Source organism: Sphingomonas arantia, from assembly GCF_042682045.1.
GTDB classification, from domain to species: domain Bacteria; phylum Pseudomonadota; class Alphaproteobacteria; order Sphingomonadales; family Sphingomonadaceae; genus Sphingomonas_R; species Sphingomonas_R arantia.
In genome coordinates, this window is record NZ_JBHUGS010000002.1 from 625,484 (window position 1) to 637,389 (window position 11,906).

Sequence of the window (11,906 nt, forward strand, 5' to 3'; positions counted from 1 at the left end):
CGACTAGACCGGCCGGACCGACGGCAGACCGCCACCGTTCGTCTTAAGCGATTCGGCGATCGCGACGAGCAACCCATAGGATTGCCAGAGCGGCGCCGTCTGATCGTCCCGACAATGCTGATCCTCAGCCAGGGCCAATCTGTCCAACTGGGCGTCGACCGCGGTGTAGACGATACTGATCGCCTCTGCGTTGTTCAGCGCCGCTTTCTCGCAAAGGCCGTGGATCAGGCACTCGATCAGCAGCAGGGCCGCCTGCCCGTGGCCGTCGCCCGAAGACGGCCTGTTTCGCTGAACGACGTCGTTGTCATTGGTGGGCATTGTACGCACCCTTCGCAGCAGGCGGGAGCAAGCGGTTGCCCTCGGTCGTCGGCACCTGTGGAACTTGCCGTCGATCGGCCTTGAGTACCGCCCCCGAAATTTGGAACAATAACGTGCGATAACAGAAAATCTTAACATGGATTGGGATAGCCGACGGTTTCATACCTGCACCCAAGACCGAGGTCGCGTTCAAACGCGGCGGGTCGGGCCTGCTCAGGCGGCGTGGATCGGCACGCGCGGAATGAGGCAACAAACGATTGCGTCTGGTGAAATCCTAACCTGCATCAGGATTCAGGTTCTGGACCCTGTTAGACATTGATGATTGTTAATGCTCCAGAGGCCCTGGATATGCCGCTCATTCGCCGCCTTGGTGCCTCCTGCGATCTGACCCAAGCTGATGAAGAAGCGCTGGCACGTCTCATAGGATCGCCGGCGCGGGAGTTCTCGCCGCGGCACGATCTGGCGCGCGAAGGCGATACCGGGCGTCATGTCCGGCTTGTCGGGGACGGCTGGGCGTGCCGGTACAAATCCACGCTGGAGGGAAAGCGCCAGATCGTCGGCTTCATCCTGCCCGGCGACTTTTGCGATCTCAGCGCCTATCTGCTCGGCCACATGGACCACAGCATCAGCGCGATCACCCGCATCCGGGTCGCGTTGATCACGCCCGAAAGTCTGGATGCCCTGATCACCGGCCACCCCAGCCTGGCGAACGCGTTCTGGCGGCTCGAGTTGATCAACGCATCCATGCAGCGCGAATGGCTTCTCAGCCTCGGTCAACGAACGGCCTATGAGCGGATCGGCCATCTCCTTATCGAACTGTTCAGCCGGCTTCGGGCCGCGGGTCTCGTGGACGGCAATAGTTGCGCCTTCCCGCTGACCCAGAATGACCTTGCGGACGCGACCGGCTTGTCGCCTGTGCATGTCAATCGGACGCTGAGGGAGCTTCGGCTGCAAGGCCTCGTGGAGCTCGATCGCAAGCGCCTTCGACTGCCCGATCTCGCGACGCTGGCCGAAGCGAGCGGTTTCCTGCCGAACTACCTTCACGCAGATCCGAAGGAGCGGCACGTTGGCGTCTACGCCTGACAACGACGTTTCTCCGAACGCCTATGAAACCGATAAGCCGGACACGGCCGCTCGGACCTCGATGGAAGGCACGATCGAGACGCTGCGGCAACGCGGTGGCGTGTTCGTCAACGCCGTGCGCGCGACGCGCATGGCCATGGCGCTGACCGACCCGAACCTGCCGGGCAACCCCATCATCTTCGCCAATCAGGCCTTTCTCGATCTGACCGGTTATTCGCTGGACGAGGTTCTGGGCCAGCAACCATTCTTCATGAACGGCCCAGATACGAAACCCGACGACGCTGCCAAGTTACGGCAGGCGCTGGAACAGGATCGGGACGGCCTGCTGGAGTCGGTTCAGTACCGCAAGGACGGCTCCCGCTTCGTCGCGGCGATGCTGCTGAGCGCGTTCAAGGACGATGAAGGTCGAACCATCCACCAGTTCCTGTCCTGGCAGGACCAGACGCGCCGCGTCGACGCCGAGGCGGAGGCCGATGCGCTGCGCAAGGCGCAGGACCGACTTCGCGAGAGCGAAGATCGGCTCGCGGCCGCGTTCGAGGTCATTCCGGTCGGAATGGGCATCATGGATACCCACGGCAAGCTGACGGTCGCGAATGCCGAGATCCGGCGCTTCCTACCCACCGATCTCATCCCGTCCCGCGACGCGGAGCGCCGCGAGCGCTGGCACGCCGAGGATGCAACCGGGGCAAGCGTCGGCCCGATCGACTGGCCGGGCGCCCGCGCCCTGCGGGGCGAACGGGCGATCCACGGCCTGGAGATGAGCTATACGAACGAGGACGGGGCCAGGGTGTGGGCCAAGGTTTCGTCCGCCCCCATCCGCGACTCTTCTGGCAAGATCAGCGGCGCCGTGGTTGCGGTGCAGGACATCACCGCGCTCAAGCAGGCCAACGAACGGCAGCGGCTGCTGCTGTCCGAGTTGCAGCACCGCGTCCGCAATATCCTGGCCATGATCCGCTCGGTCGCCCGCCGAACCGCCGAAACCGCCGAGACGGTCGAGACTTACGCGCAGCATCTCGAAGGCCGCATCAGCGCGATGGCCCGGACGCAAGGGTTGCTGACCCGCGGTGCCGTGACCGGGATCGATCTTCAAAGCCTCATCCTAGACGAACTGAAGGCGCAGATCGCCCGGCCGGAACATCTCACGACCGTCGGCCCCGACGTGGCACTCCCGGGCAAAGCGGCCGAGGTCCTCAGCCTCGCCATCCATGAACTGACGACCAACTCGGTGAAATACGGCGCCTTGAGCCAGAAGACCGGCCGCCTCGATGTCCGCTGGGCGCTTCTCGATGGCGACGATTGTCCGCGGTTGAGCCTCATCTGGGCGGAGTCCGGCATCACGCTCGATCAGCGGCCGGTCAGACATGGCTTCGGCACGGAACTGATCACGGAGCGCGTACCATATGAATTGCAGGGGATCGGCGCGTTGGAATTCCGGACGAACGGCATTGTCGCCACGATCGAGTTTCCGCTGCTGGGGACGCCGAGCATCCTGCAAACGGATGTCAGCCCGCGCGGGAACCTTTGATGACCCCGCCTGATGCCTTGGCCGGGCAACGCATCCTCGTCCTCGAGGACGACTTCTATCTCGCTCGGGAACAGAAGCTGATCCTAGAACAGGCCGGTGCCGTCGTCATCGGGCCGTTCGGCACCGCGGTGCGGGTCGACGAACTCGCGTCACTTGGTGCCGTCGACAGCGCCATCGTCGACATCAACCTGGGCCGCGGGCCGACCTTTGAATTTGCGCGCTGGCTGCAGGCCCGCGGCGTACCGTTCGTTTTCGTCACGGGCTATGACGCCGCAACGATCCCGCCCGACCTGTCGCATATCGACCGCCTGGAAAAACCGATCCGCGCGACGGAACTCGTCCAAGCGTTGCTGCACCTGACGCGACCAGCCGCAGATCGCGAAAACGACGTGCCGTGAACGGCCAAGACAGGCAAAGGACCCACGCGCCTGCACCATCCTTGGCGTGAATCGATCGTCGAGGCGCTATGCGCACCGGCGTGGTGATGATGGCGATCCGCGGTCGCGTCTTCGAGCTTTCAGATGACCTATCGAACGATCATCTGCGACAGACCACGGAAACGATGTTGCCCGCGAGCCCTGTTCGTCAGCAGGCCAATCGGCCGAATGCCTGCATGATCAACCCTTTTACGGGTAATGGCGGAGACGGAGGGATTCGAACCCTCGGAACGAGTAAACCCCGCTCGGCGGTTTAGCAAACCGCTGGTTTCAGCCACTCACCCACGTCTCCGGGTCGGCAAGCGGCGGCTATAGCCAGTGTCCTGCGGCGGATCAACAGGTCGTACGCGAATGGGCATGATTCATCGAAAATCGCCCGATGTTCATTGCGGGGACAGCCATATTGCGCCTTAGATACCGGCACACAGACCGGATGAACCGGGGGAGCGCGCGATGACGATGGTGGCCAAGATGATACGGGCGGCGATGCTCGGGCTGGCGGTATTGCCCATGGCCCTGCCGACAGCCGGCATCGCAGCGCAGATCCGCACGGTCGATCCGTCCGCCGCATCCGTCGCCGGATCGCGCGGCACGCCGCGGACGACGTCGCCTGCCCCGAGCCCCGAGGTCGCCGACTATGGCAGCGAGACGGTGCCGGCCGCCGACGCGGCGCAGGTCGAGGACACCGTCCCGCTTCGCACGACGACGACCAGCGGCGACACGAGCGGATCCGGCAAACCGCAGGGCCCGGTCGACGCTGCGATCGCCGGCGAGGCATCCAAGACCGACCCGACCAGCGTGTACCAGGACGACGATATCCTGGGCGCGGCCGAGGGTGTGTTCGGCCGTGGTGCGGAGGGCCTCGCCAAGGCGGTCGAGAGCGTGTTGCGCAAGCAGGGCCGCCCGAACGCCTATATCGCCGGGCGGGAAGTCGGCGGCGCGTTCGTCGTCGGGCTGCGCTACGGATCGGGCACGATGCACCACAAGATCGAGGGCGACCGCCCGGTCTACTGGACCGGCCCGTCGCTTGGCATCGACTTCGGCGGCAGCGGCGCCAAGACCTTCGTGCTGGTCTACAACCTCTACGACAGCCAGGAACTCTACAAGCGCTTCCCCGCGGTGGAGGGCCAGGCCTATCTCGTCGGCGGATTCAACATCAGCTACCTGCGCCGCGGCGACGTGGTGCTAATCCCGATCCGGCTGGGCGTCGGCTGGCGACTGGGCGCGAACGTCGGCTACATGAAGTTCAGCGAGAAGGCGAAGGTCCTGCCGTTCTGAGGCTTGCCGCCCGACGGCGCGGGTCGGCGTAGCGTCCCGTTAATTGTCATCCCCGCGTAGGCCGGGATGACGATTGGGCTCGCACCGACCTACCGAGCGACGGCTGCTCGCGCGGTAGGGCGCGGAACAAGGCTCACCCCTGCGGGGCGATCGTCCCTTCGAACCGGATCGGCCGGCCTGTCGCGCGCTCGGCTAGCTGCCCGTCCCACATCACGCGCTCGCCGCGAACGATCGTGCCGACCGGCTTGCCCGTCAGTTCCATGCCCGTATAGGGCGACCAGCCGCAGCGCGATGCCAGCCAGTCCTCGGTCACGGTCCAGCGTGCTTGCGTATCGACGATCGAGAAGTCCGCGTCGTAACCGACCGCGATCCGCCCCTTGCCGACAATGCCGAAGATCCGCTGCGGCCCGGCACTGGTCAGCTCGACCAGCCGCTGCATCGTCAGGCGTCCGGCGGCGACATGGTCCAGCATCAGCGGCAGCAGGGTCTGCACCCCCGGCATGCCGGACGGCGACTGCGGATAGGGCAGCGCCTTTTCCGCCAGAGTGTGCGGCGCATGGTCGGAACCGAGCACGTCGACCACGCCCTGCTCCAGCCAGTGCCACAGCCCGTCGCGGTGCGCGCCCGATCGGATCGGCGGGTTCATCTGCGCGAAGGTGCCGAGCCGCGGATAGGCCTCCTCCCCCGCCAGCGTCAGGTGCTGCGGCGTCGTCTCGCACGTCACCAGATCCTTGTGTGCGCTCAGATATTCCAGTTCCGCCGGCGTCGTGATGTGCAGCACATGGATCCGCCGCCCGGCCGCACGGGCCAGCGCCACGATCCGCTTCACCGCGATCATCGCGCTCTCGTCGTCGCGCCAGACGGGATGCGACGAGGGATCGCCGGGCACTCGCTCGTCGAGCCGCGCCTGCATCCGCGCCTCGTCCTCGGCATGGATCGCGACGCGGCGCTTGCCGGACGCCAGCACCGCCGCCAGCCGCGCATCCTCCGACACCAGCAGGTCGCCGGTCGATGCGCCCATGAAGATCTTGACCCCCGCCGTGCCGGGCATCCGCTCCAGCTCGGCCAGCTCCGCCGCATTGGCGTTGGTCGCGCCCACGTAGAACGCATGGTCGCACCACATCCGGTCGCGCGCCAGGTCGAGCTTCTGCTGGATCGCGGCGGCGCTGTCGGTGTTCGGCTTCGTGTTCGGCATCTCGAACACCGCGGTTACGCCGCCCAGCACGGCCGCGCGGCTGCCGCTTTCGAGATCCTCCTTGGCGACGAGGCCTGGCTCGCGGAAATGGACCTGGCTGTCGATCACGCCGGGCAGGATCGTGAGCCCGGTGCAGTCGATTACCGTGCCCGCGTCGCCATCCACGCCGATCGCCGCAATCCGGCCGTCCTGCACCGCGACGCTGGTCTCGGCCGGGCCGCCGGGCGTCCAGACCGTGCCGCCGCGCAGGATCATGTCGTAATGGGCCATGGTGTGGTCTCCTCGGGCGGTGCGCGATGCGGGTTACAAATGCCGTGCCCGCGCCTTACCTGTTCGGGATGGATCCTACCACCTTGTCCGACCGCGCCGTTATCCGCCTGTCCGGCACCGATGTCCGCGGGTTCCTCCAGGGGCTGGTCACCGGCGACGTCACGGGGCCGCTACCGGTCTGGGTCGGGCTGCTGACGCCGCAGGGCAAGGCGCTGTTCGATTTCCTGGTCTGGGCGGACGGCGACGACCTGCTGCTCGATGTCGAAGCGGAACAGGCCGACGCGCTGCTCCGGCGGCTGTCGCTCTACCGCCTGCGCCGGCCGATCACGATCTTGCGGGACGAAGGGCTGGCCGTGCATTGGGCGCTGGACGGCGATGCGGGTGTGCCCGATCCGCGCTTGGCTGCGCTCGGCCACCGCTGGATCGCGCCGCCGAGCGCGCCCGCGACAGGCTGGCTGGCGCACCGGCTGTCGCTCGGCGTGATGGAGGGAATCGCGGAACTCGGTAGCGACCGGACGCTCTGGCTCGAGGCGAACGCCCGTGAACTGAACGGGGTGAGCTTCGTCAAGGGCTGCTATGTCGGGCAGGAGAACACCGCGCGGATGCACCACCGCAGCAAGGTGAACCGGCGACTGCTGGTGGAGCGGCACGACGCGGAGCCGGCGGATGCGCGAGTGTGGTATCCACAGCTTGGTTTGGCTGTGATGCACCGGCGGATTGAGGGACTGCCGGAGGGTGCGTTGCCCGCGTGGGTTGTCGCGGAAGAGTAATTTCGCGTCGCTGTTCGGCATCACCGTTGTTCGAGGCGCAAGTGGTTTGAGGCGGGCTTCGGTCTAGCCAAAGCCCCTCTCCCCAACCCTCTCCCCGGAGGGGAGAAGGAGCCTGCTGCGCCGGTGAAGCGCCCGTTCCGCCATGACGAACAGAAAGCCCTCTCCCCCTTGGGGAGAGGGTTGGGAGAGGGGGAGTGGCTTGGCCGAACCGATCCCCGGCGAAACGCCGAGACCATCAACCTCAGAACACGCCCTCCGTCTGGATCGCATCAGACGGCAAGGACGCGGACGGCTTGCGGCACTTGTCTTAATTAGATCGACTAGTCGGAGGTCGAGCGGCCGCCCGGAGCCTTGATGAGCACTGCCCGCCAGACGACGCTTTGCTGTTCTAACTGAAACCCCGTTTGGTTCGAGCCTGTCGAGAACCCTGCGCGGAGTTCTCGACAGGCTCGAACCAAACGGGGGAGCGGTCCGATCAATCGTAAGGCGTTAAATGGAAGCTCCGGACTTCAAGGCAGCGGACCCGAAGGCCCACCCCCCTCAAATCAATCCTTCATCCCGATCGCAGTCCCCAACGGCACAATCTTCTTGTCCGCTTCCTTCTTCGGTTTGCGGACTTCCTTGTTGCTCTTCTTCTGACCCTTGGCCATTTCGATGATCCTTAGTTCAGCGCTGGCGGAGCGCGCTGGCGGCGGCAGCGCGCTTGGCGGCTTCGACGCGGGCGGGGACGCGCTCGGCGGCGCGCGCTTCGGCTTCGCCGACATTGGCGACGAGCTTGCGATAGATGCTGTAGGCGCGACGATGGAAGGCGCGGTCGCGCTCACTGGTCGCGGCTTCGGCAGCGGCCAGGCTCTCGGCGGCTTTCGCGCTATAATCTTCGACGGTGCTCATGGCGCTGCTCCTGATCCAAGCGGGAGCGCGTACCGTCTCTCAGTCGCCGGATGCTTGCTTTGACACTGCGACGATGGCCGGAGCGTAGCGCATGACGGCCCCGCTGGCGAGGGGGCATATGAGACGACTTGCGGGCAAGTTTGTTCCGTCAGTAAGGTCCGGCCTGCCCCCCCCAGCCGTCATCCCGGCGAAGGCCGGGATCTCGTGCCGGTGAAGGGCGACCGTCAAGCCTAAGCTATATCCCGGCCCCCGCCGGGATGACGAGGAGCAGCGACACCGCACCCGGCTCGAGGGCGGCGAACGCAAAGCACCCCGCCCCACGCCCGCCGCCGTCAGGACTTAAGCCGCCAGCTTCCGCAGCACATACTGCAGGATGCCGCCGTTGAGGAAATATTCCAGCTCGTTCACCGTATCGATCCGGCAACGCGCCTCGAACGTCGAGGTGCGGCCGTCCGCATGGCCGACCGTCACGGTCACCTGCTGACGCGGGCGCAGGCCGGCGACGTTCTCGACCGAGAAGGTCTCCGTCCCGTCGAAGCCGAGCGTCTCGCGGCTTTCACCGACCGCGAACTGCAACGGCAGGATGCCCATGCCGACGAGGTTCGACCGGTGGATCCGCTCGAAGCTCTCGGCGATGACCATCCGCACGCCGAGCAGCATCGTGCCCTTCGCCGCCCAGTCGCGCGACGAGCCGGTGCCATATTCCTTGCCCGCCAGCACGACGAGCGGAGTGCCGTCTTCCTTGTAACGCATCGCGGCGTCGTAGATCGCCATCGTCTCGCCGGTCGGGATGTAGCGCGTCACGCCGCCCTCGATCCCCGGCGTCATCTGGTTCTTGATGCGGATGTTGGCGAAGGTGCCGCGCATCATGACCTGATGGTTGCCGCGCCGCGCGCCGTAGCTGTTGAAGTCGCCGCGGCTGACCTGATGTTCCGACAGATACTTGCCGGCCGGGCTGTCCGCCTTGATCGACCCGGCCGGGCTGATGTGGTCGGTCGTGATGCTGTCGGCGAAGATCGCCAGCGGGCGCGCCTCGACGATGTCGGCAACCGGCGCCGGCGTCATCGACAGGCCTTCGAAATAGGGCGGGTTCTGGACGTAGGTCGATCCTGCAGCCCAGCTGTAGGTGTCCGACCCCTCGACCGCGATCCCCTGCCAATGGCGGTCGCCCAGGAACACGTTGGCATAGCGCGAACGGTACATGCCGCTGTCGATATGCGACGTCACCATGTCGGTGATTTCCTGGTTCGTCGGCCACACGTCGCGCAGGTAGACGTCCTGCCCGTCGCGGCCCTGGCCGAGCGGCGTCGTGGTGATGTCCTCGCGGACCGTGCCCTTCAGCGCGTAGGCGACGACCAGCGGCGGCGAGGCCAGGAAGTTGGCGCGCACGTCGGGCGACACGCGCCCTTCGAAATTGCGGTTGCCCGACAGGACGGACGCCGCGACGAGGTCATTGTCGTGGATCGCCTTCGACACCGGTGCCGGCAGCGGCCCCGAATTGCCGATGCAGGTAGTGCAGCCATAGCCGACCAGGTTGAACCCGAGCGCGTCGAGATCGGCGCTGAGCCCGGCCTTGTCGAGATAGTCGGTCACGACCTGCGAACCGGGCGCGAGCGAGGTCTTGACCCACGGCTTCGGCATCAGGCCGAGCGCGTTCGCCTTGCGCGCGACCAGCCCGGCCGCGATCAGGACGTTCGGGTTCGACGTGTTGGTGCAGCTGGTGATCGCGGCGATCACGACGTCGCCGTGGCCCAGGTCATGCGCGGCGCGCGTCCCGTCGGCATCGACCGGCACGCGCACGTCGCTGTCGCCCGACTTTTTGTAGCCGTTCAGCAGTTCGCCGTTGAAATTCTCGTCCACCGCATCGAGCAGCACGCGGTCCTGCGGGCGCTTCGGCCCCGCCAGCGACGGCAGCACGCCCGACATGTCGAGTTCCAGCGTGTCGGTGAAGATCGGATCGGGCGCCGCCGCATCGCGCCAGAAACCCTGCGCCTTGGCATAGGCCTCGACCAGCGCGATCTGGTCGTCCTCGCGCCCCGTCAGGCGGAGATAGGTAAGCGTCGCATCATCGACCGGGAAGAAGCCGCAGGTCGCGCCATATTCCGGCGCCATGTTGGCGATCGTCGCACGATCGGCGAGGCTGAGCGCATCGAGACCCTCGCCGTAGAATTCCACGAAGCGCCCGACGACACCCTTGGCGCGCAGCATCTGCGTCACGGTCAGCACCAGATCGGTCGCGGTGATGCCCTCGGCCAGCGTACCGGTCAGCTTGAACCCGACGACCTCGGGAATCAGCATCGACACCGGCTGCCCCAGCATCGCGGCCTCCGCCTCGATCCCGCCGACGCCCCAGCCGAGCACGCCCAGACCATTGACCATCGTCGTGTGGCTGTCCGTGCCGACCAGCGTGTCGGGATAGGCGACGGTTTCGCCGTTCGCATCGACCGAGGTCCAGACGGTCTGCGCCAGATTCTCGAGGTTCACCTGGTGGCAGATGCCGGTGCCGGGCGGCACGACCTTGAAATTGTCGAGCGCCATCGAACCCCAGCGCAGGAACTCATAACGCTCGATGTTGCGCTGATACTCCAGCTCGACATTCTGCTCGGCGGCCTTGGGCGTGCCGAATTCGTCGACCATGACCGAATGATCGATCACGAGGTGGACGGGCACTTGCGGGTTGATCTTCTGCGCGTCGCCGCCCAGCGCGTTCATCGCATCGCGCATCGCGGCCAGATCGACGACGCAGGGGACGCCGGTGAAATCCTGCATCAGCACGCGCGCCGGGCGATACTGGATCTCGCGCTCCGACGTCTTGTCGGTCAGCCATTGGACCATCGCCTTCAGGTCGTCGATCGTGACGGTCTTGCCGTCCTCGAACCGCAGCAGATTCTCCAGCAGGACCTTCATCGAGAAGGGCAGGCGCGACACGTCGCCCAGCTGTTCGGCCGCTTTCGGGATCGAATAATAGGAGACGGTCTTGCCGCCGACCTCCAGCGTGGTGCGCGTGCCGAGCGTGTCCTGGCCGATGGCGGTCATGCAAGTATCCTTGATCTGCGACGTTTGAGGGGGCGCATAGCAAGGGGGGGCCGTTTGGGGAAGGGCGTGGGCCGCACTGCGTCAATGCGTCTTCCTCGCCGCCCGCTCCGCGTACCGCCCCCGCGGCGGACAAAAGCGGAACCGATATCGCAACCGATCGCTCAATCGTAGTTCAGCGGCGGTTCAACGCAGAGGTGCGAAGAAGTGCCCATCACACAGATAGAAGACGAACGGAGCGGACATGGGTTTTTCCATAAAGACATTTGCGGCCGGCGCATTGATGGTCGCCTCGCTTGCCCTCGGCGGCTGCGCCTATGACGATTATGGCTATGGCGGTATCAACGCCGGCTACGGCGTCGCGGGTGGTTATGGCGGCTATGGCGGCGGATATGGTGGGTTCAACGACGGCTATTATGGCGGTCCGGGATACGGCCTTGCCGGCGGCTACGGGTCGGGTTGGTTCAACAACTATTATTATCCGGGCAACGGCTACTACGTCTATGATCGCAGCGGCCGACGGTCGCGTTGGAACAGCGGTCAGCAGCGTTACTGGCAGCAGCAGCGTCAGGCCTATCGCGGCGACCGTCGCGACGATCGCCAGGACTTCCGCCAGGAACGGCGCGAGGATCGCCGCGGCCTCCGCAACGGCACCGTGACTCAGGACCAGTTCCGCCAGGATCGTCGCGGCGACCGACAGGACTTCCGTCAAGAGCGCCGCCAGGACCGCCAGCAGTTCCGACAGAACAATGGCGGCGCCCGCCCATCCCGCGCCGACGGCGGCGCTCGCCCGCCGCGCAACTTCGGCAATGGCGGCGGCGGTGGTCGCCGCGACGGCATCGTCGGCAACGTGCGGAACCGCGTCGAACGCTAGCGTTGAGAGTGATGGCGGGGAGCGCCCCTCCCCGCCACACTACTTCGAGGGCAAACGCCGTCATCGCGTTGGCGGGAGCGCGCCAGACATGGTCCCGGCGCACAAACCCAGACCGCATGCGCATAAATCCGTTCGGTTCGAGCCTGTCTAGAACACTGCGCAAGATCAGCGACAGACCCGAACCAAACTAGGTCGCGTCATCACCCCAAGATCGTTTCACACGACCCCGCCC

10 protein-coding genes and 1 tRNA gene are annotated in these 11,906 nt (G+C 65.9%); 6 read left to right on the plus strand and 5 right to left on the minus strand.

Annotation, left to right across the window (positions count from 1 at the left end):
• Nucleotides 1-3: 3 nt before the first annotated feature.
• Nucleotides 4-318, minus strand: a complete 315-nt coding sequence (locus ACFSGX_RS08615) for a hypothetical protein (protein ID WP_380929115.1) — start codon at nt 316-318, stop codon at nt 4-6.
• 318 nt (nt 319-636) lie between these two features.
• Between ACFSGX_RS08615 and ACFSGX_RS08620 the strand changes: the two genes are divergently transcribed.
• From ACFSGX_RS08620 to ACFSGX_RS08630, 3 genes are read left to right on the plus strand one after another with little or no spacing between them, the layout of a single operon-like run.
• Nucleotides 637-1,401, plus strand: a complete 765-nt coding sequence (locus tag ACFSGX_RS08620) for a Crp/Fnr family transcriptional regulator (RefSeq protein WP_380929117.1) — start codon at nt 637-639, stop codon at nt 1,399-1,401.
• Entirely contained in the window at nt 1,385-2,926 is a 1,542-nt protein-coding gene (locus ACFSGX_RS08625) for a PAS domain S-box protein (protein ID WP_380929119.1), read from the plus strand. The genes ACFSGX_RS08620 and ACFSGX_RS08625 overlap by 17 nt, the downstream gene beginning before the upstream one ends.
• On the plus strand, nt 2,926-3,324 hold the full coding sequence (locus ACFSGX_RS08630) for a response regulator (protein ID WP_380929120.1): 399 nt from the start codon (nt 2,926-2,928) through the stop codon (nt 3,322-3,324). The genes ACFSGX_RS08625 and ACFSGX_RS08630 overlap by 1 nt, the downstream gene beginning before the upstream one ends.
• 238 nt (nt 3,325-3,562) lie before the next feature.
• On the opposite strand, the gene ACFSGX_RS08635 is transcribed toward ACFSGX_RS08630, so the two are convergent.
• Nucleotides 3,563-3,655 (minus strand) — tRNA-Ser (locus ACFSGX_RS08635).
• Between the two features lie 161 nt (nt 3,656-3,816).
• Between ACFSGX_RS08635 and ACFSGX_RS08640 the strand changes: the two genes are divergently transcribed.
• Complete coding sequence (locus tag ACFSGX_RS08640) at nt 3,817-4,641, plus strand: DUF1134 domain-containing protein (protein ID WP_380929122.1); 825 nt, start codon at nt 3,817-3,819, stop codon at nt 4,639-4,641.
• A gap of 133 nt (nt 4,642-4,774) precedes the next feature.
• Here the strand turns inward: ACFSGX_RS08640 and ACFSGX_RS08645 are convergent, their stop codons facing one another.
• The gene (locus tag ACFSGX_RS08645; RefSeq protein ID WP_380929124.1) at nt 4,775-6,106 is read right to left on the minus strand and encodes a dihydroorotase; all 1,332 of its coding nucleotides are present in this window, start codon (nt 6,104-6,106) and stop codon (nt 4,775-4,777) included.
• A 68-nt stretch (nt 6,107-6,174) separates the two neighbouring features.
• On the opposite strand from ACFSGX_RS08645, the gene ygfZ reads away from it, so the two are divergent.
• Entirely contained in the window at nt 6,175-6,876 is a 702-nt protein-coding gene (gene ygfZ / locus ACFSGX_RS08650) for a CAF17-like 4Fe-4S cluster assembly/insertion protein YgfZ (protein WP_380929125.1), read from the plus strand.
• Between the two features lie 666 nt (nt 6,877-7,542).
• On the opposite strand, the gene ACFSGX_RS08655 is transcribed toward ygfZ, so the two are convergent.
• Nucleotides 7,543-7,767, minus strand: a complete 225-nt coding sequence (locus ACFSGX_RS08655) for a hypothetical protein (protein ID WP_157177283.1) — start codon at nt 7,765-7,767, stop codon at nt 7,543-7,545.
• A 339-nt stretch (nt 7,768-8,106) separates the two neighbouring features.
• Nucleotides 8,107-10,803: an aconitate hydratase AcnA gene (gene acnA / locus ACFSGX_RS08660; RefSeq protein WP_380929127.1), complete on the minus strand. Its 2,697-nt coding sequence runs from the start codon at nt 10,801-10,803 to the stop codon at nt 8,107-8,109.
• A gap of 241 nt (nt 10,804-11,044) precedes the next feature.
• On the opposite strand from acnA, the gene ACFSGX_RS08665 reads away from it, so the two are divergent.
• Nucleotides 11,045-11,674: a hypothetical protein gene (locus ACFSGX_RS08665; RefSeq protein ID WP_380929129.1), complete on the plus strand. Its 630-nt coding sequence runs from the start codon at nt 11,045-11,047 to the stop codon at nt 11,672-11,674.
• Nucleotides 11,675-11,906 lie beyond the last annotated feature (232 nt).

What these genes read in the sequence shown, in the direction of transcription:
- ACFSGX_RS08615 (WP_380929115.1), bottom strand. Translation starts at nt 318, where the DNA reads ATGCCCACCAATGACAACGACGTCGTTCAGCGAAACAGGCCGTCTTCG.
- ACFSGX_RS08620 (WP_380929117.1), top strand. Translation starts at nt 637, where the DNA reads ATGATTGTTAATGCTCCAGAGGCCCTGGATATGCCGCTCATTCGCCGC.
- ACFSGX_RS08630 (WP_380929120.1), top strand. Translation starts at nt 2,926, where the DNA reads ATGACCCCGCCTGATGCCTTGGCCGGGCAACGCATCCTCGTCCTCGAG.
- ACFSGX_RS08640 (WP_380929122.1), top strand. Translation starts at nt 3,817, where the DNA reads ATGACGATGGTGGCCAAGATGATACGGGCGGCGATGCTCGGGCTGGCG.
- ACFSGX_RS08645 (WP_380929124.1), bottom strand. Translation starts at nt 6,106, where the DNA reads ATGGCCCATTACGACATGATCCTGCGCGGCGGCACGGTCTGGACGCCC.
- ygfZ (WP_380929125.1), top strand. Translation starts at nt 6,175, where the DNA reads ATGGATCCTACCACCTTGTCCGACCGCGCCGTTATCCGCCTGTCCGGC.
- ACFSGX_RS08655 (WP_157177283.1), bottom strand. Translation starts at nt 7,767, where the DNA reads ATGAGCACCGTCGAAGATTATAGCGCGAAAGCCGCCGAGAGCCTGGCC.
- acnA (WP_380929127.1), bottom strand. Translation starts at nt 10,803, where the DNA reads ATGACCGCCATCGGCCAGGACACGCTCGGCACGCGCACCACGCTGGAG.
- ACFSGX_RS08665 (WP_380929129.1), top strand. Translation starts at nt 11,045, where the DNA reads ATGGGTTTTTCCATAAAGACATTTGCGGCCGGCGCATTGATGGTCGCC.